This is a genomic window from Allobosea sp. OK403, from assembly GCF_900113835.1.
In the GTDB taxonomy this organism is placed as follows: Bacteria; Pseudomonadota; Alphaproteobacteria; order Rhizobiales; family Beijerinckiaceae; genus Allobosea.
The window spans coordinates 423,338-444,074 of record NZ_FOQV01000001.1 but is presented as its reverse complement, the minus strand read 5'-3'; the positions used below and the strand labels follow the sequence as shown (position 1 = coordinate 444,074).

General features: G+C 66.1%; 16 protein-coding genes. 11 read left to right on the top strand and 5 right to left on the bottom strand.

What is annotated here, in order from left to right; genetic code table 11:
* Positions 1 to 133: 133 nt before the first annotated feature.
* Positions 134 to 1,459 carry an omega-aminotransferase AptA gene (locus BMZ97_RS01950; protein ID WP_092164940.1) on the top strand — a complete coding sequence of 442 codons (1,326 nt, stop codon included), beginning with the start codon at positions 134 to 136 and terminating at the stop codon, positions 1,457 to 1,459.
* 25 nt (positions 1,460 to 1,484) lie between these two features.
* Here BMZ97_RS01950 and BMZ97_RS01945 read toward each other — a convergent pair whose 3' ends face one another.
* Entirely contained in the window at positions 1,485 to 2,987 is a 1,503-nt protein-coding gene (locus BMZ97_RS01945) for an aminotransferase-like domain-containing protein (RefSeq protein ID WP_092164939.1), read from the bottom strand.
* Positions 2,988 to 3,125: 138 nt separating this feature from the next.
* Between BMZ97_RS01945 and BMZ97_RS01940 the strand changes: the two genes are divergently transcribed.
* Positions 3,126 to 4,733: a gamma-glutamyltransferase gene (locus BMZ97_RS01940; RefSeq protein WP_092164938.1), complete on the top strand. Its 1,608-nt coding sequence runs from the start codon at positions 3,126 to 3,128 to the stop codon at positions 4,731 to 4,733.
* 90 nt (positions 4,734 to 4,823) lie between these two features.
* Here the strand turns inward: BMZ97_RS01940 and BMZ97_RS01935 are convergent, their stop codons facing one another.
* The 3 genes from BMZ97_RS01935 to BMZ97_RS01925 form a co-directional block, all read right to left on the bottom strand.
* Positions 4,824 to 6,410 (bottom strand): ABC transporter substrate-binding protein, encoded by a 1,587-nt coding sequence (locus BMZ97_RS01935; protein ID WP_092164936.1) that lies wholly within the window; start codon positions 6,408 to 6,410, stop codon positions 4,824 to 4,826.
* Positions 6,411 to 6,879: 469 nt separating this feature from the next.
* Complete coding sequence (locus BMZ97_RS01930) at positions 6,880 to 8,460, bottom strand: ABC transporter substrate-binding protein (RefSeq protein WP_092164934.1); 1,581 nt, start codon at positions 8,458 to 8,460, stop codon at positions 6,880 to 6,882.
* Positions 8,461 to 8,560: 100 nt separating this feature from the next.
* Positions 8,561 to 10,054 (bottom strand): amidase, encoded by a 1,494-nt coding sequence (locus BMZ97_RS01925; protein WP_092164932.1) that lies wholly within the window; start codon positions 10,052 to 10,054, stop codon positions 8,561 to 8,563.
* A 204-nt stretch (positions 10,055 to 10,258) separates the two neighbouring features.
* On the opposite strand from BMZ97_RS01925, the gene BMZ97_RS01920 reads away from it, so the two are divergent.
* The 5 genes from BMZ97_RS01920 to BMZ97_RS01900 all read left to right on the top strand — a co-directional run bounded on the left by BMZ97_RS01920 (position 10,259) and on the right by BMZ97_RS01900 (position 17,111).
* Positions 10,259 to 12,373 (top strand): hydantoinase/oxoprolinase family protein, encoded by a 2,115-nt coding sequence (locus BMZ97_RS01920; protein ID WP_092164930.1) that lies wholly within the window; start codon positions 10,259 to 10,261, stop codon positions 12,371 to 12,373.
* 11 nt (positions 12,374 to 12,384) lie between these two features.
* Positions 12,385 to 14,013 (top strand): hydantoinase B/oxoprolinase family protein, encoded by a 1,629-nt coding sequence (locus BMZ97_RS01915; protein ID WP_092164920.1) that lies wholly within the window; start codon positions 12,385 to 12,387, stop codon positions 14,011 to 14,013.
* A gap of 125 nt (positions 14,014 to 14,138) precedes the next feature.
* Complete coding sequence (locus BMZ97_RS01910; protein ID WP_348272096.1) at positions 14,139 to 15,101, top strand: TRAP transporter substrate-binding protein; 963 nt, start codon at positions 14,139 to 14,141, stop codon at positions 15,099 to 15,101.
* A gap of 101 nt (positions 15,102 to 15,202) precedes the next feature.
* Entirely contained in the window at positions 15,203 to 15,742 is a 540-nt protein-coding gene (locus tag BMZ97_RS01905) for a TRAP transporter small permease subunit (protein ID WP_244546254.1), read from the top strand.
* Between the two features lie 64 nt (positions 15,743 to 15,806).
* Complete coding sequence (locus BMZ97_RS01900; RefSeq protein ID WP_092164915.1) at positions 15,807 to 17,111, top strand: TRAP transporter large permease; 1,305 nt, start codon at positions 15,807 to 15,809, stop codon at positions 17,109 to 17,111.
* Between the two features lie 31 nt (positions 17,112 to 17,142).
* Here BMZ97_RS01900 and BMZ97_RS01895 read toward each other — a convergent pair whose 3' ends face one another.
* Positions 17,143 to 17,349 (bottom strand): TOBE domain-containing protein, encoded by a 207-nt coding sequence (locus tag BMZ97_RS01895; protein ID WP_092164914.1) that lies wholly within the window; start codon positions 17,347 to 17,349, stop codon positions 17,143 to 17,145.
* A gap of 145 nt (positions 17,350 to 17,494) precedes the next feature.
* On the opposite strand from BMZ97_RS01895, the gene modA reads away from it, so the two are divergent.
* The 4 genes from modA (at position 17,495) to BMZ97_RS01875 (ending at position 20,724) form a co-directional block, all read left to right on the top strand.
* On the top strand, positions 17,495 to 18,301 hold the full coding sequence (gene modA, locus BMZ97_RS01890; protein ID WP_092164913.1) for a molybdate ABC transporter substrate-binding protein: 807 nt from the start codon (positions 17,495 to 17,497) through the stop codon (positions 18,299 to 18,301).
* A complete protein-coding gene (gene modB, locus BMZ97_RS01885) occupies positions 18,298 to 18,996 on the top strand; it encodes a molybdate ABC transporter permease subunit (RefSeq protein WP_092164912.1) in 699 nt (232 codons plus the stop codon). The genes modA and modB overlap by 4 nt, the downstream gene beginning before the upstream one ends.
* Positions 18,993 to 20,081 carry a molybdenum ABC transporter ATP-binding protein gene (gene modC / locus BMZ97_RS01880; RefSeq protein WP_092164911.1) on the top strand — a complete coding sequence of 363 codons (1,089 nt, stop codon included), beginning with the start codon at positions 18,993 to 18,995 and terminating at the stop codon, positions 20,079 to 20,081. The genes modB and modC overlap by 4 nt, the downstream gene beginning before the upstream one ends.
* 268 nt (positions 20,082 to 20,349) lie before the next feature.
* On the top strand, positions 20,350 to 20,724 hold the full coding sequence (locus BMZ97_RS01875; protein WP_092164910.1) for a winged helix-turn-helix domain-containing protein: 375 nt from the start codon (positions 20,350 to 20,352) through the stop codon (positions 20,722 to 20,724).
* Positions 20,725 to 20,737 lie beyond the last annotated feature (13 nt).

Genomic DNA, 20,737 nt, shown 5'->3' with positions numbered 1-20,737 from the left:
CCCCCCGTGACAAGGCGATGACCTCGCGCCTTCGGCGCTGGACCTAACGAATGTCACGCCTGGCTCTACGATCAGCCCGGCCCGCGCGACTAAAGCAGCACGACCCAGAGGCGAACGCATTCAGGAGAGCGCGATGGACCAGCAGCCCCTCAACATGGACCACCACTGGCTCCCCTTCACCAACAACAAGCTGTTCCATGCCGAGCCGCAGCTCTTCGCCAAGGCCTCGGGCGTGCGCTACTGGACGCCGGAGGGCCGCGAGATCCTCGACGGCGCGTCGGGGCTGTTCTGCTGCGCCGCCGGCCATGGCCGGCGCGAAATCGCCGAGGCGGTGCACGCGCAATTGCTGGAGCTCGACTATTCCCCGCATTTCCAGCGGGCCGCGCCGATCTCCTTCGAGCTGGCCGAGCGGCTCTCCGGCATCCTGCCGAACGGCCTCGACCGGGTCTTCTTCGGCTCCTCGGGCTCGGAAGCCGTCGACACCGCGATGAAGATCTGCCTTGCCTATCACCGCGCCAAGGGCGAGGCCCAGCGCACGCGCTTCGTCTCGCGCGCCTGGGGCTATCACGGCGTCAATCTCGGCGGCACCTCGCTTGCCGGCATGGTCGGCAACCGCCGCGAATTCTCCAGCGTGACCTGCGACGTCGTGCATATGCGCCATACCTGGAGCGACGAGCAGCGCTTCACCCGCGGCCAGCCCGATGACGGCGCCTGGCTCGCCGACGATCTCGAAGAGCTCTGCAAGACCTATGGCGGAGAGACGATCGCGGCCGTCTTCGTCGAGCCGATCGCCGGCTCGATCGGCACCATCGTGCCGCCGAAAGGCTATCTCCAGCGCCTGCGCAGTATTGCCGACAAACATGGCATCCTGCTGGTTTTCGACGAGGTCATCACCGGCTTCGGCCGGACCGGCGCGGCCTTCGCCTCGCAGGAGTTCGGCGTGACGCCCGACGTGCTGACCATGGCCAAGGCGCTGACCAATGGCGCGATCCCGATGAGCGCGGTCGCAGTCAAGACCGAGATCCAGCAGGCCGTGATCGGCTCGATCAAGGCCGACCGGCCCGAACTGATGCATGGCTACACCTATTCCGCCCATCCGGTGGCCTGCGCGGCAGCCCTCGCCTCGCTGAACATCTACCGCGATGACGGCCTGTTCGCGCGCGGCCAGGCAATGTCCGATGCCTTCCTCGACGCCGTCTTCAGCTTGCGCAACCTGGCCCAGGTCCATGATCTGCGCGGCTATGGCATGATCTCGGGCATTCAGCTCACGCCCGGCAAGGCGCCCGGCGAAAAGGGCTCGCTCGTGCAGCGCCTGCTCTTCAAGGAGGGGCTGCACATCAAGGCGACCGGCGACGCGCTGATCTTCGCGCCGGCGCTGGTCACGACGGAAGACGAGATCGGCGCGATGACCGACATCCTGCGCAAGGTGCTGGGGCGCAGCGAGCTGATGGCGGCTTGAGGGACAGCGGCTTGGCACGGCGGCCTCAGAGCGGCCTCCCGACATCCCTCATCAGCCCGTCCAGCGCTTTCGCCAATTGCGCGATGCCCGGCGCAATCCTGTCCTGGGCGATTGCGCCATAACCCATGCGGATGCGGTTTCCCGGCCGGTTCTCGCTCAGATAATGCACGTCGCCGGCCTCGATCAGCACGCCGAACTGCGCAGCGCGCTGCTGGAGATCCTGCGCCCTGACGCCGCGCGGCAGCGTCAGCCAGAGGCCCGAGCCGCCTGTCGTCATGGTAACGTCGCAGCCGGGCAATTGCCGGTCGATCTCGCGCAGCATCAGCCCCCATCTGGCGGCGAGCTCCTTGCGCTGGCGGCGGATATGCGCGTCGTAATGGCCCTCGGCCAGGAACAACGCCATGGCGCGCTGGTCGAGCGCAGAGGGGTGGCGGTACATCAAGCGCCGCAGCGCCCGCAACTCGCGGATTAAAGCCGGCGCGGCAACGATGAAGCCAAGCCGTAGGCCCGGGAAGAGCGGTTTCGACAGGCTGCCGACATGCAGTACACGGCCTGACCGGTCGAAGCTCTTCAGCGAGGCGCGCTGCGCTCCGACGAAGTTGAGCTCGTGCTCGTAGTCGTCCTCGACGATCAGGAAATCGTGCCGCTCGGCCGCCGCGACCAGCGACAGACGGCGCTCCACGCTCATCGTCACATTGGTCGGCGACTGATGGCCAGGCGTGACATAGACGAGATCGGCGCCGGCCAGCGCCTCACTGATGCGCATGCCGTTGGCGTCGACCGGATGCGGCTCAAGCGTGGCACCCAGCGCCAGGAACATGTTGCGGGCATCGACATAACCCGGCTCCTCGATGGCGACGCGCGTGCCTGTCCCGCAGAGCAGCATGGCGATGAGGAAGAGCGCGTTCTGCGCCCCGACCGTGACGAGGATGCTGCCTGGATCCGCCCGGAAGCCGCGCTGCGGCAGCATGCGGCGCGTAATCTGCTCGATCAGGATCGGGTCGTCATTGTCGATCAGGTCGCCCATCCAGTCATGGCTGTGGCGAACCGTGCCTGCAAGCCTGACACAGTCGCGCCAGCGGCTGAGCGAGATCTTGTCGGGACTGAGCTGGCCGTAGACGAAGGGGTAGGGAAACTCGCGCCAGTTCGCCGGCTTGACGATATTGGCCTGCTCAACGAGCGGGCGGCGCAGGCGGCGGGCGAAATCCACCGGCTCGTCCGAGCGGAGCAGCGCCCTGCCCGCATGCTCGTCGACGGGCACGTTGAGCTGCTCGCGCAGATAACGGTCGTTGACGAAATAGCCGCGCCGATTGACCGCCTTGAGGTAACCGTCCTCGGCCAGCCGCTCATAGACCAGCGTGATCGTGTTGCGGGAGACGTTGAGCTTCCCGGCGAGGATACGGGAGGCGGGCAAAGGCTCGTGCAATGGCAGGCCGCCCGCCAGGATCGCAGCGACGAGCCGCTCCTGGATCTGGCTCTGCAGCCCCTTCTGCGGATCAAGCGGGCTCGTCAGGACAAATTGCAGCATGACTTACTGGCAAAAACGGTCCCGTCGCTAAGATCCTGCCGCCAAGCACGAAACATGCCGCCCATCTGCGCAGGACGCATTCGACGCTGGCTTTGCCGGCGTGCCACTATGCCGGAACGCCCAACCAGAGAGACGCTGATGTCCACGCCTGTATCGACACGCACGCCACCTTACCGCACCCAGAACTGGACCCTGACCAAGCCGACGGCGAAAGGCGGCCACGGCATCGTCGTGTCGCAGAACCGCGAGGCGGCCGAGGCCGGCGTCGCGATCCTGGAGGCCGGCGGCAATGCAGCCGATGCGGCGGTCGCGGCCTGCTTCGCGCTCGCCGCGGTGGAGCCCTGGAACAGCGGGCTCGGCGGCATCGGCTTCGCGCTGGTGTTGAAGGCGAACGAAACACGAGCGCAGGTCGTCGATTTCGGCCCCGTCGCACCGCGCCGCGCCGACCCGGCCGACTACCCCCTGACCGGCGAGATGAAGAAGGACCTCTTCACCTGGCCGGAGGTGGTGGGCGACGTGAACATTCACGGCCCACTCTCCTTCTGCATCCCCTCCTCGGTCGCGGGCTACGCCAAGCTGAAGGAGGCTTTCGGCACTGCGCTGCCGGTCGCGGATCTGCTGGCGCCGGCGATCGCGCTCGCCAAGCGCGGCCTCGCGCAGGACTGGTACACCACGCTCAAGGTCTCATCCTCGGCCGCGGTGCTGCGGCTCTATGAGGAGAGCGCCCGCATCTATCTGCCCGGCGGCCTGCCGCCGGTGCCGCCCTATCAAGGCATGCCGGGCTTCTTCCGGCTCGGCAATCTTGCGTCGACGCTGGAGCGTCTGGCCGAGGCAGGGCTGGATGATTTCTACCATGGCGAACTGGCAACCCGGCTCGCCGCCGACATCAAGGCGCTGGGCGGCGTGGTCGATGCGGAGGACCTTGCCAACTGCAAGGCGGTCCTGCGCGAGGCCCCGGTGATCGACTGGCGCGGCACGCATCTCCTGCACACCGCCGGCGGGCTGACCGCCGCGCCGACGCTCGCGGCCGTGGTCGAGGGCATGGCGGACAGCGCCCCCTCCTCGGAAGGCCCCGATGCCAACTGGTTCGCGACGCTGTCGCGGGTGATGCGCCAGGCCTATGCGAGCCGGCTCGAAGGGCTGGGCGCGGCGAAGGCCGCAACCGAACCCGGCGACACCTGCACGACGCATCTCACCGTCGTCGACGGCGAGGGCAATCTCGTTTCGGTGACGACGACGCTGCTCTCCTCGATGGGAAGTCGCGTCGTGCTGCCCGGCACCGGCGCGCTGATGAACAACGGCATGATGTGGTTCGATCCGCGCCCCGGCAGCGCCAATGCGATCGCGCCCGGAGCCAGGCCGCTTTGCAACATGTGCCCGGTCATCGTGACGCCGAAGGATGGCAGCTGGCCGCGCCTGGCGGCGGGCTCCTCGGGCGGTCGGCGGATTCTCGCCAGCGTCTACCAGATGCTGGCCTGGACGCTGGATTGCGGCATGGAGATCGAAGAGGCCGCCCATACCCCGCGCATCGACGTCTCCGGCCCCGACTCGACCAGCGCCGATTGCCGCCTGCCCGACGAGACGTTGGCGGCGCTGGAGGCAGCCGGTCCGCTGGCGGTGGTGGAGCACGGCGTGCTGCCGATCAACTTCGCCTGTCCCAACATAATCCGCGTCGGCAAGGACGGCGCGGAAGGCTGCAGCGACGTGATCTCGCCCTGGTCGGCGGCCGTGGCTGCTAAACACTGAGAACTGGGTCTCGCAGCTCCGAGACCCAAAATCCCAATCACCCCGGGCGATTTGCAGCCGCCCGGGGTTATGCTGGCGCTTCCGCGCCGATCACACGCGCTTCAGCCCCCAGGGGTAAGGCGCCGAGCCCGGCAGCATGCCGGTCAGGTTCTTGCGGTAGGCCGTCTTGATGACGAACTGGCCAAGCGGGATCGTGGCGCATTCCTCCAGCGCCAGCCGGCCGAGCGTGACCGCGACCTGCTTCTGCCTGGCTTCGTCAGGAGCGTAGAGCCATTCCTCGGCCAGTTCCTCGGCCTTGGCATTGGTCCACCAGCCGAACCAGCCCTTCTCGCCGGGACCGCGAACGAGATTCGACAGGGCCGGATTCCCCCAGCCGACCGCCGCGCCGGTGGTGTGGAAGATGCTCCAGCCGCCCTTCTCGACCGGCTCGCGGCTGTTGCGGCGCTGGATCACCGTGCCCCAGTCGCTCGCCGCGAACTCGACATTCATGCCGAGTTGCTTGAGCAACTCGTAGGTGACATCGCCGAGCGGACCGATATCGGGGAAGTCGGTCGGGTTGATGATGACGACCTTCTCGCCGTTATAGCCGGACTCCTTCAGCGCCACCTTGGCCTTGTCGAGGCTCTGCGGCATCAGGTCCTCGAGCTCGCCGGTGTAATAGGGTGTGCCGCGCCACCACAGGTTCCGGCAGACCTGCCAGACAGAGGTGTCGTCGCCCTGGCTGGCGCGCATATAGTCTTCCTGGTTCACCGCCATGCGCACGGCGGCGCGCACCTTGGGATTGTTGAAGGGTGGCTGGAGATGGTTCAGCCGCATGATCGAACCGCGGCCGTTCTTGTCGATGACCTCGCGGGTGATGTCGGGGCTTTTCGCAAGCAGGGGCTGAAGATCGGCGAGCGGACGTTCCCACCAGTCGATCTCGCCCTTGGCCAGCGCCGAGGCAGCGGTCGCCGGATCCGGCAAGATCGGCCACTCGATCCGCTTGAAATACGCGATCTTGCCGCCGGCATTGCGGCTTGGTGGCTCAGCTCGCGGCTTGTAGGCCTCGTTCTTCTCATAGACGACGCGGCTGCCGGAGACATATTCGCCGGCGACGAACTTGTAGGGGCCCGAGCCGACCATCTCGGTGACCTGCTTGGTCGCGTCGGTCTTGGCCAGGCGTTCGGGCATGATGAAGGGCGCGTTGTCGGCCTTGGCCAGGCAATCGAGCATCATCGGGAAGGGCCGGGTCAGCTTGATCTCCAGGGTGCGCTCATCGGGCGCGCCCCAGGCCTCGACCGCCTTGAGCAGCAACTGGCCGTAAGGATCGCGCTGGCCCCAGCGCTTCAGGCTCTCGATGCAGTCGGCGGGCCGAACCGGCTGGCCGTCATGGAAGGCAAGGCCTTCGCGCAGCTTGATCTTCCAGACCTTGCCGTCGGCCGAAACCTCATGCCCCTCAGCCATTTGCGGCTGCGGCTTCAGGTCGAGATCGCCGCCATAAAGCGTGTCGTAGACGTAGTAGGCGTGATTATTGGTGACGGTCGCGGTCGTCCAGATCGGATCGAGCGAGGTCAGGTTCGCCTGCGGCGCCATCTTGAGCACCGCCGGGCTCGACGATTGAGCCATGGCCTTGCGGGCCAGCGTTGGAGCAAACAGGGCGGCGGCTGCCGTGCCCTGCAGGAACTGACGGCGCTTCATATGGTCTCTCCCCATTTTATGGTCGGCCTTCGATGAAAACACTACGTCATTCCGGGGCTTGCCGCAGGCTTGAGCCCAAAATCCAGAAACTACAGCATTTTCGAGCGTAGTGGGCGCCGGTTCGCTCGAAAACGCTCCAGTCGAAGCCGAGGATGTTCGGGGTGTCCTTGAGCTTCGGCACCGCTTTCAATCTGGCGACGTCCGGTGTGGGGCGCGGCCAGCGGATCGTCGGCCAAAAGTGACTAGAGCGTCGCGGCGATAGCAAGCACCATGGCGCCGCACGAGCCCCCACATCAGCCGCGTCGACAAGGACGGCGCGGCAGGCTGCGCGACGCGACCTCGCTTTGGTCAGCGACGGTAGCGGTGAAACAGTAAGGGCCCGGAGCTTGGAGCCCCGAGCCCAAAATCTCGATCGCCTCGGATGGCTAGCTAGCGACCGTCTGGGACGACGTTAGCTCTTCCGCGCCGATCAGGCGCGCTTCAGGCCCCAGGGGTAAGGCGCCGAGCCTTTTAGCATGCCGGTCAGGTTCTTGCGATAAGCCGTCTGGATCATGAACCTGCCGAGCGGGACCGTCGCGGTCTCCTCGAGCGCGAGGCGGCCGAGCTGGGCGGCGGCCTTCTTCTGCGCGGCCTCGTCGGGCGCGTAGAGCCACTCCTCCGCCAGCGCCTCGGCCTTGGCGCTGTCATACCAGCCGAACCAGCCCTTCGCCCCCTGCCCGCGCACCAGGAAGGACTGCGCCGGGCTGGCCCAGGCCATGGTCGAGCCCGTGGTGTGGAAGATGCTCCAGCCGCCCTTCTCGACCGGCTCGCGGCTGTTGCGGCGCTGGATCACCGTGCCCCAGTCGCTTGCCACGAACTCGACATTCATGCCGAGCTGCTTGAGCAGTTCGGCGGTGACGTCGCCGAGCGGACCTATATCGGGGAAGTCGGTCGGGTTGATGATGACGACCTTCTCGCCGTTGTAGCCGGACTCCTTCAGCGCCGCCTTGGCCTTCTCCAGGCTCTGCGGCATCAGATCCTCATGCTCGCCGTCGTAATAGGGCGTGCCGCGCCACCAGAGATTGCGCGAGGTCTGCCAGAGCGACGTGTCATCGCCCTGGGCGGCGCGCATATAGTCTTCCTGGTTCACCGCCATGCGCACGGCGGCGCGCACCTTGGGATTGTTGAAGGGCGGCTGAAGGTGGTTCATGCGCATGATCGCGCCGCGCCCGGCCTCGTCCGTGACCTCGCGGACGACCTCCGGGACCTTCGCCAGCATCGGCTGGAGATCGGAAAGCGGGCGCTCCCACCAATCGATCTCGCCCTTGATCAGCGCATTCGCCGCCGTCGCGGGATCGGGCAGGATCTGCCATTCGATCCGCTTGAAATTCGCGACCTTGCCGCCAGCGCCGCGGCTCGGCGGTTCGGCACGGGGCTTATAGGCCTCGAACTTCTCGTAGACGACCTTGCTGCCCGAGACGAATTCGCCCGGCACGAAGCGATAAGGCCCAGAGCCGATCATTTCGGTGACCTGCTTGTTCGCATCGGTCACGGCCAGGCGCTCGGGCATGATGAAGAGGGGCGAGTCCGCCTTGGCGAGCAGGTCGAGCATCATCGGGAAAGGCCGCGTCAGCTTGATCTCGAAGCTGCGCTCGTCCAGCGCCGTCATGCTCTCGACCACCTTGGCCAGGAGCTGGGCGTACGAATCGCGTTGTGCCCAGCGCTTCAGGCTCTGGATGCAGTCGGCCGGCTTCACCGGCGTGCCGTCATGGAAGACGAGGCCTTCGCGCAGCTTGATCTTCCAGACCTTGCCGTCGGCCGAAATCTCATGCCCTTCAGCCATTTGCGGCTGGGGCTTCATGTCGAGGTCGTGGCCGTAAAGCGTGTCGTAAACGTAGTAGCCGTGATTATTGGTCACGGTCGCCGTCGTCCAGATCGGGTCGAGCGCCGTCAGATTGGCCTGCGGCGCGAATTTCAAGGTTGTCGCCGCCTGCGCGGAGGCACGCCCCGTCATGGCCGGTCCGGCCAATGTCAGGGCGGTCGCCCCCTTCAGGAATGTGCGACGCTTCATTGCTGTTACCCTCATTATGACTTGCAGCCTTGTGGATTTGGGCCGGCATAGACCGGCTTTGCTTAATCGAAGCCCAATAACCTCAATCGAAAACCAAATCTCAATCGAAGCCCAGGAATCCAGGGCTGTCGCTCAGCTTCGGCGCGGCCGCCAGTTTGGCGATGTCGGGCACCGGGCGCGCCGTCAGCGTATCGCCAGCCAAGGCTGCCTCGAGCGCGGCCGCCACCGCCAGCACCTTGGCGTCGCCGCCGCGCGGGCCGACGATCTGCAGGCCGAACGGCATGCCGTTGCGGTCGAGCCCGACCGGCAGCGAAATCGCGGGATGGCCGACATTGGTGACGGCATAGGCCATGGCGAGCCAGTGGAAATAGGTCCGGGTCGGCGTGCCGTCGATCTCGGCCGGGTAGAGCTCCGACCAGGGGCGCGGGCTCAAGGTGACGGCCGGCGAGAGAATGACGTCGTAATCCTCGAAGAAGCTCTGCCAGTTCTTGTAGAGCACGGTCTGCTGCTTCAAGGCGCGGGTGACGTCGAGCGCGCTGTAACGCAGCCCCTCCTCGACATTGGCGCGAACATTGGGGCCGACGAGTTCGGGCGTGTCGCGGACACGCTCATACATGCCGGCGAGGAAGGCAACCGAGCGCAGCACCTCGAAGGTCTCGTCGGCGCCGGTGCAATCGGGCGTCGCCGCCTCGACTTGTGCGAAGAGATGGCTGAAAGCGCCGGTCTTCTCGGCGAAGACCTCGCGGATATGACGCTCGGTCGGTGCGAATCCGAAATCCGGCGTCAGCGCGACCTTGAGCGAGGAGAGATCGATCGTTCCCGGCCTGGCGAAATCCTCAGGGCGGCGCACCGTCCTGCCATGGATCGTCGTGGCCAGTGGATCGGCCGCGTCATCCGAGACCATGGTCGAGAGCAGCAGGCACAGATCGGGCACGGTGCGCGCCATCGGCCCGAGCACGCTCAGCGGATTCCAGCCCAGCGGCCGCTTCTCGCTCGGCACCAGCCCCGGCGACGGCCTGAAGCCGACGATGCCGTTATAAGCCGCCGGGTTGCGCAGCGAGCCGCCAGTGTCGGAGCCGGTCGCGATCGGCACCATGTTCGTCGCCAGCGCGACGCCCGAGCCGCCCGATGAACCGGCGGCGCATTTGGAGGGGTCGAAGGGGTTGCCGGTCGCGCCATAGACGGCGTTGCGGGTGTTGGCGCCGGCACCCCATTCCGGTGTGTTGGTCTTGCCCAGAACGATCGCGCCGGCCTTGCGGGTGTTGGCGACGATCAATTGGTCTTCGGTCGGCACATGGTTCGCGAAGAGTTGGCTGCCATAGGTGGTGCGCAGGCCGGCAACGTTCTCGAGATCCTTCACGCCGAGCGGCAGCCCGTGCAGCGCGCCGAGCCGGTCGCCGCGCATCGTCGCCTCGTCGGCGAGCTTCGCCGCCTTGCGGGCGCGATCATCGTCACGCGCCACCATGGCGTTGACGGCCGGATCCACCGCATCGATGCGGGCGATGCAGCTTTCGAGCAGTTCGCTCGCCGACAGCTTCTTGGTTCCGATCAAGGCGCGAGCCTCTACGGCGCTGAGTTCACAGGGTTCAGTCAAGGGAAGGACCTCTCGTCAAAGACGGGCCGCGCAGGCAAGAGCCATGCCTGGGGTCCGCAACTATGACCTGCGAATCTCCGGCATGTCGCCCCCTGACGTGAGATGCCCCATGCATGCCGCGCATGCTCTTGCCTCCGTTTCTTGCATCGGGCCTGCAGCGGATCAGACACTGGGTCGCGGCCGATCCTACGGAGACAGATCGACATGGCACCGAAGCAGCACGTCAGACTCGCGGTCGATATCGGCGGCACCTTCACCGATGTGGTGCTGGAGACCGAGGCCGGGCGGATGACGCGCAAGGTGCTGACAACGCCGTCGCGACCGGAGGAAGGCGTGCTCGGCGGCATGCGATTGATCCTTTCGGATGCGCGGATGCACATGTCCGACATCGACGTCTTCGTCCATGGCACCACCCTGGCGACCAACGCGATCATCGAGCGCCGCGGCGCAAGAACCGCCCTGATCGCGACCGAGGGGTTTCGCGACATCATCGAGATCGGCACGGAAAGCCGCTACGACCAGTATGATCTCTCCATCGAGAAGCCGCGCCCGCTGGTGCAGCGCGCGCTGCGCTTCACGCTGCCCGAGCGTGTCGATGTGCACGGCAAGGTCCGCCTGCCGCTAGATGAGGCGGCGGTTGCCGCGCTCGTGCCGAAACTGAAGGCGGCCGGTGTCGAGAGCGTCGCCATCGCCTTCCTGCATTCCTATGCCAATGCCGAGCATGAGCGCCGCACCGGCGCGCTGCTGAAAGCTGCGATGCCCGAGCTCGGCATCACGCTCTCCAGCGAAGTCTGCCCAGAGGTGCGCGAATATGAACGCACCTCGACGGCCATCGCCAATGCCTATGTCCAGCCGCTGATGGCGGGCTATCTCGCCCGCATGGCCGAGGGGCTGGCGCAGGAGCAGTTCCGTGGCGCGATCTACCTGGTGACCTCGGGCGGCGGCCTGACCTCGATCGAGACCGCGCAGCGCTTCCCGGTGCGCCTGGTTGAATCCGGGCCCGCGGGCGGGGCGATCTTCGCCGCACTGACCGCAGCCCAGCTCGGCGAGAGCAAGGTGCTCTCCTTCGACATGGGCGGCACCACCGCCAAGATCTGCCTGATCGAGAAATTCGAACCGCAATCCTCGCGCATCTTCGAGGTCGACCGCGCCGCCCGCTTCCTGAAGGGTTCAGGGCTCCCGGTGCGCATTCCGGTGATCGAGATGGTCGAGATCGGCGCCGGCGGCGGCTCGATCGCCAGGATCGATGCGTTGAAGCGCGTCACGGTCGGCCCCGAGAGCGCCTCCTCCGAGCCCGGCCCCGCCTGCTATGGACGCGGCGGCGTGCATCCCGCCGTCACCGACGCCGATGTCGTGCTCGGCATGATCGACCCAGCCTCCTTCGCCGGCGGCACCATCCCGCTCGATCCGGACCTGTCGCGCAAGGCGCTGCTAGCCGATATCGGGGAGCCGCTCGGGCTCGATGCCGAAACCGCCGCCTATGCCGTGCATGAAATGGTCTGCGAGAACATGGCGAGCGCGGCCCGCGTGCATGCGGTCGAGCGCGGCGCGGTCGTCGGCGATCACACGCTGATCGCCTTCGGCGGGGCAGCTCCCCTGCATGCCGCGCGCGTGGCCGAGAAGATCGGCGTCAAGCGCGTCATCGTGCCGCCCAACGCCGGCGTCGGCTCGGCCGTCGGCTTCCTCGCCGCGCCGGTCTCCTACGAACTGGTCAGGAGCCGCCATGTCAGGCTCGATGCCTTCGACGGGGCGTTGGTCTCGGATCTTCTGGCGGAAATGGAGCAGGAAGCACGCGCTTTGGTCGAGCCCGGCGCACGCGGCGAACCCGTGATCGCGCGCCGCGTCGCCTTCATGCGCTATGTCGGCCAGGGCCATGAGATCACGGTGACATTGCCCTCCGGCGTGCTGGGCGAGCAGGACATCCCGGCGCTGCGGAGCGCTTTCGAGGCCGATTACGCCGCCCTGTTCGCACGGCCCATTCCCGGAGCCGCAATCGAAATCCTGAGCTGGTCGGTTCTGGTCACGACACAGCCGCCGAAGCCGGCAGTGGCGCCGCGCGTCGCGAGCTCGGCTGCACCGGAGGCTTCCGGTAGCCGCGCCTTCCATGACGGCAAGGCCGGCGCCAGCATCATGATCCCGCTCTACCGGCGCGAGACGATGATACCCGGCGCCTCGATCGCCGGCCCCGCCATCATCGCCGAGGACGAGACCTCGACCTTCGTGTCGATGAGCTTCGACGCGCATATCGACGCCATCGGCTGCATCGTGATGGACCGCAAAATTCTCGACCGCCAGATTCTCGACCGCAAAGCCGCGTGAGGAGAGATCAGATGAGCCAGACCGACAAGATCAGCCTGATCGATCTCCAGATCATGTGGAACCGCCTGATCGCGGTGGTGGAGGAACAGGGCCAGATCCTGATGCGCACCGCGTTTTCGCCGATCGTGCGCGAATGCGGCGACATCTCCGCCGGCGTCTTCGACCTGCAGGGCCGCATGCTGGCCCAGGGCGTCACCGGCACACCGGGCCATGTCAACTCCATGGCGGAATCGGTGAAGCACTTCATTCGCCATTTCCCGATCGAGACGATGAAAGAAGGCGACGCCTACATCACCAACGACCCCTGGATGGGCACCGGCCACCTCAACGACTTCGTCGTGACGACGCCTGCCTTCAGGAACGGCAAGCCGGTCGCGCTGTTCTCCTGCACCAGCCATCTGATGGATATCGGCGGCATCGGCTTCGGGCCCGACGCTACCGACGTCTTCATGGAGGGCTTGTATCTGCCGATGCTGAAGCTGATCGACGCCGGCAAGGTCGACCAGAACGTCATGGCGATCATCCGCGCCAATACGCGCCAGCCCGTCGATACCGAAGGCGACACCTATTCGCTCGCCGCCTGCAACGACATGGGCGCGAAACGCCTGGTCGAGATGATGGATGAGTTCGACATCGAGACGCTTGACGAGCTCGCCGACCATATCTGCGAGCGCTCACGCGAAGCCGTGCTGGCCGAGATCGCCAAGCTCCCGAAAGGCAGCTGGCGCAACGAGATGGTGGTCGACGGTTATGACGCACCGGTCACGCTCGCCGCCGAACTGACCATCTCGGATGACGGCATCCATGTCGATTTCACCGGCACCTCGCCGCAGGCGCAGCGCGGTATCAACGTGCCGCATTCCTACACCACCGCCTATACCGTCTTCGGGCTGGGCTGCGTCGTCGCCGCCCAAATCCCCAACAATGCCGGCTCATTGGGCCCGCTGACCGTTTCCGCGCCATCAGGCTCGATCCTGAACGCGCCCAAGCCGGCGGCCGTCTCCTCGCGCCATGTCATCGGCCAGATGCTGCCCGACGTCGTCTTCGGCTGCCTGCGCCAGGTCATCCCGGAGCGCGTGCCGGCCGAGGGCACCTCCTGCCTTTGGAATTTGAACGTGCGCGGCCGGACGCATGCCGGCGCGCAGGGCAATTACGGTTTCGCCATGGCCGTAACCAGCAATGGCGGTACCGGCGCACGCTTCGACAAGGACGGGCTCTCGGCCACGGCCTATCCCAGCGGCGTGCGCGGTACGCCGGTCGAGATCGCGGAGACGCAGACGCCCCTGATCTTCTGGAAGAAGGAGCTGCGCCCCGACAGCGGCGGCAATGGCCGCACCCGCGGCGGCCACGGCCAAATCATCGAGATCGAGAGCGGGGTCGACGCCTCCTTCGAGATCCTGGCGGCCTTCGACCGGATCGACCATCCGCCGCGCGGACGCGATGGCGGCGGCAACGGAGCCGCCGGCTATGTCGGGCTCAAATCCGGCAAGAAGCTCAAAGGCAAGGGCTTTCAGGAGATTCCGGCGGGAGACCGGCTGGTCGTCCTGACGCCGGGCGGCGCCGGCATAGGCAACCCGGCAGAACGCGACCCGGCCCTGCTGCGCCGCGACATTGAAGAAGAGCTGGTCAGCGCCAACTGACCCCGCCACCCCGGCCCCTGGTTGGCCGGGGATTTGCTTTCTGTCCCACCGACACACGACTTCACTGGAAGGGCTTACGGATCATGGCGGACCATCGCATCGCGCGGCGCGCGTTTCTGCTGGGAATGGGGTTGCTCGGCATGCTGGCTCAGCCTGCGGCCGCGCAAACCCAGCTCGACCTCTCGACCGTCTGGCCCGAAAGCAATTTCCACACGCAGAATGCCATGCGTTACGCCGAAGAGGTCAAGAAGGCGACGAATGGCAGCGTCGACATCCTGGTCAAGGCCGGCGGCCAGCTCGGCTTCAAGGGACCTGAGCATCTGCGCGCCGTGCGCGACGGCATCGTGCCGATGGCCGATATCCTCAACATCCAGCAGGTCGGCGACGAGCCCTTCATGGGCGTGGAAAGCGTGCCCTTCCTCGTCGGCACGCCCGAGGAACTCAAGGTCCTGCACAAATATGTGCGGCCCGAATACGACAAGATCGCCGAGCGCAACAACCAGAAGATCCTCTTCATCGTACCCTGGCCGACGCAATATCTGCAGCTCAAGGCCAAGGCGACCACGGTCGAGATGCTGAAGAACATCAAGATCCGCGTGCCCGACAAGAACGCCGTCGACATGCTCAACGCAGTCGGCATGTCGCCGGTCCTGATCCCCTGGGGCGAGACCGTGCCGGCGCTGGCCTCTGGCGTCGTCTCGGGCGTCTCGACCTCGGCGGTGTCGGGCGTCGACGGCAAATTCTGGGAGTTCCTGAAATACGTGCTGCCGACCAACCATGTCTGGTCGTCCGAGATGGTCACCATCAATCTCGACAGCTGGAAGAAGCTGAAGCCCGAGGAGCGCAAGGCGATGGAGGAGATCGCCACCAAGCTCGAGCCCGATTTCTGGGCGGCCTCGGTCAAAGCCGATACCGACAGCCTGAAGCGCCTGACCGAGGGCGGCATGGAAGTCGTGCCGGTGCCGGCACCGATGATGGCTGATCTGCGCGCCAAGACCGCCCCCCTGCTCGACGCCTTCCTCAAGCGCGTTCCCTCCGCCGACAAGCCGGTGAAGGCCTATCTCACCGAGATGAAGCGCGGCTCGTGACCAACGCCTCTCCCTCCGAACCGCCAAGGTTTGCCGAACCGCCAAGGTTTGCCGAACCGCCAAGGTTTGCCGAACCGCAAGCGGTCGCCGTTCCCGCCGCCCTGCGCGCCCTGCTCGACGGGATCGACCGGCTCAGCCGCCTCGACGGCTGGATCGGCGGCGGCTGCCTGCTGGCGCTGACATTGCTCATGCTGTGCGAGATCGGCACCCGCTTCCTGTCGAATTTCCTGCCCTTCTTCCCCGCCTCCATCCCGGTGGCGTGGGAGTATTCCTCTTATCTGATGGCGGCCTCCTTCACCTTCGGAGCGGCCATGACGCTACGCGCGGGAGGCCATGTCCGCGTCACCCTGCTGATCGGCAAGGCGCCGCCGGCTTTGCGGCGGCCGCTGGAGGTCCTGGCGGCGCTGCTCGGCTTCGCCTTCATGAGCTTCCTGACCTACGCGATGGTGCGCTTCGCCTGGGGCTCGTTCAGCCGGGGCCAGACCTCGGTCTCGAGCGACACGCCGGTCTGGTTTCCCCAGGCCGTGGTGACCTTCGGCATGCTGCTTTTGACCCTGCAGTACCTCGCGCGCGTCATCCAGGCCGCCCTGGGCCTGCCGCTGGAAGACCATTCGATGAAGGCCGCGTCGCCCGCGGACTGAGCAGCGCCTCACCACAGCGCCCTTCCCCTACTCAAGGACCGGTGCGCCGGTCGGGATCACACCCATGTCCATCGAAGTCATCGTCATGTTCGCGATCCTGTTCGGCCTGCTGGCCTGCGGGTTGTGGATCGGTCTGACGCTCGCGCTGACCGGCACGGTGCTGCTCTTCCTGTTTCGCTCGATGCCGCTCGACCGGCTCTTGCCGCAATATGCCTGGAACATCCTGACGACGCAGGAATTGCTGGCGCTGCCGCTCTTCATCCTGATGGGCGAATTGCTGTTCCGCACCCATCTGTCGCGCTCGTTGTTCAAGGGGCTCGCGCCCTGGGCCGGCTTGCTGCCCGGGCGCCTGCTGCATGTGAACATCTTCGGTTGCACGATCTTCGCGGCGATCTCCGGCTCGTCGGCGGCGACCACCCAGGTCGTCGGGCGCATCGCGCTCACCGAATTGCTCAAGCGCGGCTACTCGAAGGACATCGCCATCGGCTCGCTGGCGGGCGCCGGCACGCTCGGCTTCCTGATCCCGCCCTCCAACATCATGATCATCTATGGCGTGCTCGGCGACGTCTCGATCCTCAAGCTGTTCACCGCCGGCTTCCTGCCGGGCTTCCTGCTCGCCGGCACCTTCATGGCCTGGGTGATGATCCACACCACGCTGCGCGGCGACCTCGTGCCCCAGGCCGAGAACGATCTGCGCAATCTGAGCTGGCGCGAGCGCTTTTCCGCCCTGCGCGATCTGGCGCCGGCGCTGTTCCTGATCCTGTGCGTGCTCGGCTCGATGTATGGCGGCATCGCAACGCCGTCCGAGGCTGCCGCCGTCGGCGTGCTCGGCGCGGCACTCGTCACCGCCTTTCAGGGCTCGCTGAATTTCGAGGCGATCAAGGGCATCCTGATCGGCTCGGTGATCACCTGCTCGATGATCGCGCTGATCGTGCTGGGCGCCTCGATCCTGGGCAATGCCGCCGCCTTCCTTGGCATTCCCCAGGCGGTCGCCGCCTTCGTCAAGGGGCTCAACCTCACGCCCTTCATGCTGATCGTCGCGCTGATCGCTTTCTACATCGTGCTCGGCTGCTTCCTCGACGGCTTCTCGATGATCGTGATGACATTGCCGATCGTGCTGCCGATCGTGAAGCAGGCTGGGTTCGATCCGATCTGGTTCGGCGTCTTCATGGTGCTGGTGGTGGAGATGGCGCAGATCACGCCGCCTGTCGGCTTCAACCTGTTCGTGATCCAGGGTCTGACCGGGGACGGCCTCGGCTACATCGCCAAGGTGACCTTCCCCTATCTGGTCATCCTGATCCTGTTCACCCTGCTCTTGACGGTCTATCCCGAGATCGTGCTGTGGCTGCCGAAAGTGCTGGCCAGGTAAGCGCCCTCGCCCGGCCGGGCGGCCACTGGCTTCAATCGATCGCGATCATCACGTCGGACGCCTTGACCACGGCATAGGCCTGCTGCCCGACAGTGAGCTTGAGCTCCTCCACCGCTGCATTGGTGATCGCCGAGGTCACGATGGCGCCGCCGACATCGAGGCGGACATGGGCGGTCGTCGCGCCCTTGGTGATCTCGACGATCGTGCCTTTGAGCTGGTTGCGGGCGCTGATCTTCACGGGTTTTCTCCTGAAACGAACGGGCCGCTCGGCCCTGGCATAGGGTGGCAGATCAAGCTCACGGGAATGTTGGGCTCGACCTGTTGCAGCAGCCGTTATATTCAATCAAACAGAACGAAAGCAAACGCGACGAGGGTGAACGCAAATGACGACGAACCGCCGTTTTGTGATGGGCGTCGCTGCCGCGCTCCTGCTCGGTTTCTCCGCGAACATCGCCACCGCGCAGGCCCAGACCAAGGAACTCGTCATCTTCGCTGCCGCGAGCCTGAAGAACGCGCTCGACGAGGCCGCCGCAGCCTGGGTGAAGGAAACCGGTAAGCCGGCTCCAAAAATTTCCTATGCGGCCAGCAATGCGCTCGCCAAGCAGCTCGAACAGGGCGCCCCGGCCGATCTCTTCCTCTCGGCTGATCTCGACTGGATGGATTATGCGGCGAGCAAGAACCTGATCAAGCCGGAGACGCGGGTCAGCCTGCTGGCCAACCGGATCGTGCTGGTCGCGCCCTCGGATTCGACGGCAACAGTTGCGCTGACTTCCGGCGTCGACCTGAGCGCGGCGCTCGGCTCCGGCCGCCTCGCCATGGGCAATGTCGAGTCGGTGCCGGCCGGCAAATACGGCAAGGCGGCGCTAGAGAAGCTCGGCGGCTGGGACAAGGTCAAGGACAAGATCGCGCAGGCGGACAATGTCCGCGCTGCCCTGCTCCTGGTGTCGCGGGGCGAGGCGCCGCTCGGCATCGTCTACGCCACCGATGCCGCCGCCGACCCCAAGGTCAGGGTCGCGGCGATCTTCCCGGAGGATTCGCACCCGCCGATCATCTATCCCGTCGCGGTGACGAAGGACGCGACCAATCCTGACGCGCAAGGTTTCCTGACCTATCTGCGCGGGGCCGGGCCGAAGGCTGCCTTTGAGCACCAAGGCTTCACCGTGCTGAACAGGCCAGCCAACGCCTCGTGAGCGACTGGTTATCTCCCGAGGAATGGACGGCGGTCCGCCTGAGCCTGATCGTTGCGACGACCGCCATGTTCGCAAGCTTGCCGCTCGGGCTCGGCGTCGCCTTCCTGCTCGCGCGCGGTCGCTTCTGGGGCAAGTCGTTGCTCGATGCGGCCGTCCATCTGCCGTTGATCATGCCGCCCGTCGTGACCGGCTATCTGCTGCTGATTGGCTTTGGCCGGCGCGGGCCGATCGGGCAGTTCCTCTATGACTATTTCGGCATCGTGCTCTCCTTTCGCTGGACGGGCGCGGTGCTGGCCGCCGCGGTCATGGGCTTTCCCCTGATGGTGCGCGCCATCCGCCTCTCGATCGAGGCCGTCGACCGCAAGCTGGAGGACGCAGCCGGCACGCTTGGCGCCAGTCCCGCCTGGGTCTTTCTCGTCGTCACGCTGCCGCTTTGCCTGCCGGGTATCGTCGTCGGCATGATCTTGTGCTTCGCCAAGGCGATGGGCGAATTCGGCGCGACCATCACCTTCGTCTCCAACATCCCCGGGGAGACGCAGACCTTGCCCTCGGCGATCTACACCTTCACCCAAGTGCCCGGCGGCGAGGCCGGGGCGACGCGCCTGACGCTGATCTCGATCGCGATCTCGGTCGCGGCGCTCTTCGCCTCGGAATGGATGGCGCGCTTCGTCGGGCGCAGGATCGCAGTCGAATGAGCCCGCTCATCGAGATCGCGGTCGAGCACCATCTCGGCCAGTTCAAGCTCGACGCCAACTTCACCTCCAACGGGCGTCTGACGGCGCTGTTTGGCCGCTCGGGCTCCGGCAAGACCTCGCTCGTCAACGTCATCGGCGGCCTCATCCGTCCGGCGCGCGGGCGCGTCCTCGTCGACGGCGAGGTGCTGGTCGACACCAGGCACGGCGTTTTCGTGCCCAAGCACCGACGGCGGATCGGCTATGTCTTCCAGGAGGCGCGGCTCTTCCCCCATCTGACGGTGCGCCAGAACCTGCTGTTCGGGCGCTGGTTCGCGCCGCGCGAAGGGCGCGACAGCATCGCCTTTGAGACCGTGCTGGACCTGCTCGGGATCGGCCATCTGCTCGAGCGCAGGCCGGCCGGCCTGTCGGGCGGCGAGAAGCAGCGCATCGCGATCGGCCGTGCCTTGCTGGCCAATCCCCGGCTGCTGCTGATGGACGAGCCGCTGGCCTCGCTCGACGAGGCGCGCAAGGCGGAAATCCTGCCCTATATCGAGCGGCTGCGCGACGAGATCGGTATCCCCATCGTCTATGTCTCGCATTCGGTCGCGGAAGTGGCGCGGCTGGCGACGACGCTGGTCGTGGTCGATCAGGGCGCCATCAAGGCCTGCGGCCCGACGGCAGAGGTAATGTCACGGTTGGACGTCGCCGGCTTGTCGGGTGCGGCCGAGGCCGGCTCCATCCTGGAAGCGGAGATCGTCAACCACGATACCGAGTACCATCTGACCAGTCTGAGAACCCAGGCCGGCCTGTTGCAGGTTTCGCGCAGCGCCTTGCCGATCGGCGGGCATGTCCGGGTCCGCATTCTCGCCAGCGACGTCCTGATCAGCCTGACGCTGCCGACCGGCGTGAGCGCGCTCAACATCCTGCCGGGCACGATCGCCGAAATCGGCAGGACGCGCGGGGGCGCCGCAATCGAGCTCGTCATCGACTGCAATGGCGCGAGCCTGCTGGCGCGCCTGACCGCGAAATCCGTGGCGGCCCTGGCGCTGAGGCACGGCAGCCAAGTCTATGCTGTGATCAAGAGCGTTTCTGTCGAGACGAGTTGAGGCTCTGCCCCGCCGCGAGGCATGTGGCTCAGTCCGGGCTATATTCCTAGCGATACAGGGCTCGCCCCACTTGCTGAAAGGCAGTGTCGGCGCAGCTTGATCGGAAGCTGTCGGTGCGGTCCGGCAAAAACCTGTTTAGAGCATGTCCGCGTTTCTCCGAAACGCGGACATGCTCTAGCTCCTTGTTTTATCGCATTTTCTTCACGCGAACCGGTGTCCACTTCGCTTGAAAATGCTCTAGAACGGGTGGAAGCAACAGGACGCCGACATGCCCGAAACCGCCCGGCAAAAGCCCTCCGCTCTGATCAGCATCAGGATCGACCTCGTGCCGATCGGCAGGCTCGGGCCGGGCAAGGTCGAGCTCTTGGAGGCGATCGAGGCATCGGGTTCGATCTCGGGCGCCGGACGCGCCATGGCGATGTCCTATCGCCGGGCTTGGCTCCTGGTCGACAATCTCAACCGGATGTTTCGCCAGCCGCTCGTCGAGGCTGCGCCTGGCGGCGCCAAGGGCGGCGGCGCGCATCTGACGCCGATGGGTCGCGAGATCGTGGCGCATTACCGGGCCATCGAGAGCAAGGCCATGAAGGCGGCCGCCCTGCATATCGACGCCCTCCGGGATGCGGCAGCCGAGCCGACCTCCTAGTTTCCCGTTGGGT

Bases quoted from the DNA above. Each gene is read 5' to 3' on its own strand.
- BMZ97_RS01950 (WP_092164940.1), top strand. From the start codon at position 134: ATGGACCAGCAGCCCCTCAACATGGACCACCACTGGCTCCCCTTCACC.
- BMZ97_RS01945 (WP_092164939.1), bottom strand. From the start codon at position 2,987: ATGCTGCAATTTGTCCTGACGAGCCCGCTTGATCCGCAGAAGGGGCTG.
- BMZ97_RS01940 (WP_092164938.1), top strand. From the start codon at position 3,126: ATGTCCACGCCTGTATCGACACGCACGCCACCTTACCGCACCCAGAAC.
- BMZ97_RS01935 (WP_092164936.1), bottom strand. From the start codon at position 6,410: ATGAAGCGCCGTCAGTTCCTGCAGGGCACGGCAGCCGCCGCCCTGTTT.
- BMZ97_RS01930 (WP_092164934.1), bottom strand. From the start codon at position 8,460: ATGAAGCGTCGCACATTCCTGAAGGGGGCGACCGCCCTGACATTGGCC.
- BMZ97_RS01920 (WP_092164930.1), top strand. From the start codon at position 10,259: ATGGCACCGAAGCAGCACGTCAGACTCGCGGTCGATATCGGCGGCACC.
- BMZ97_RS01915 (WP_092164920.1), top strand. From the start codon at position 12,385: ATGAGCCAGACCGACAAGATCAGCCTGATCGATCTCCAGATCATGTGG.
- BMZ97_RS01910 (WP_348272096.1), top strand. From the start codon at position 14,139: ATGGGGTTGCTCGGCATGCTGGCTCAGCCTGCGGCCGCGCAAACCCAG.
- BMZ97_RS01900 (WP_092164915.1), top strand. From the start codon at position 15,807: ATGTCCATCGAAGTCATCGTCATGTTCGCGATCCTGTTCGGCCTGCTG.
- modA (WP_092164913.1), top strand. From the start codon at position 17,495: ATGACGACGAACCGCCGTTTTGTGATGGGCGTCGCTGCCGCGCTCCTG.
- modC (WP_092164911.1), top strand. From the start codon at position 18,993: ATGAGCCCGCTCATCGAGATCGCGGTCGAGCACCATCTCGGCCAGTTC.
- BMZ97_RS01875 (WP_092164910.1), top strand. From the start codon at position 20,350: ATGCCCGAAACCGCCCGGCAAAAGCCCTCCGCTCTGATCAGCATCAGG.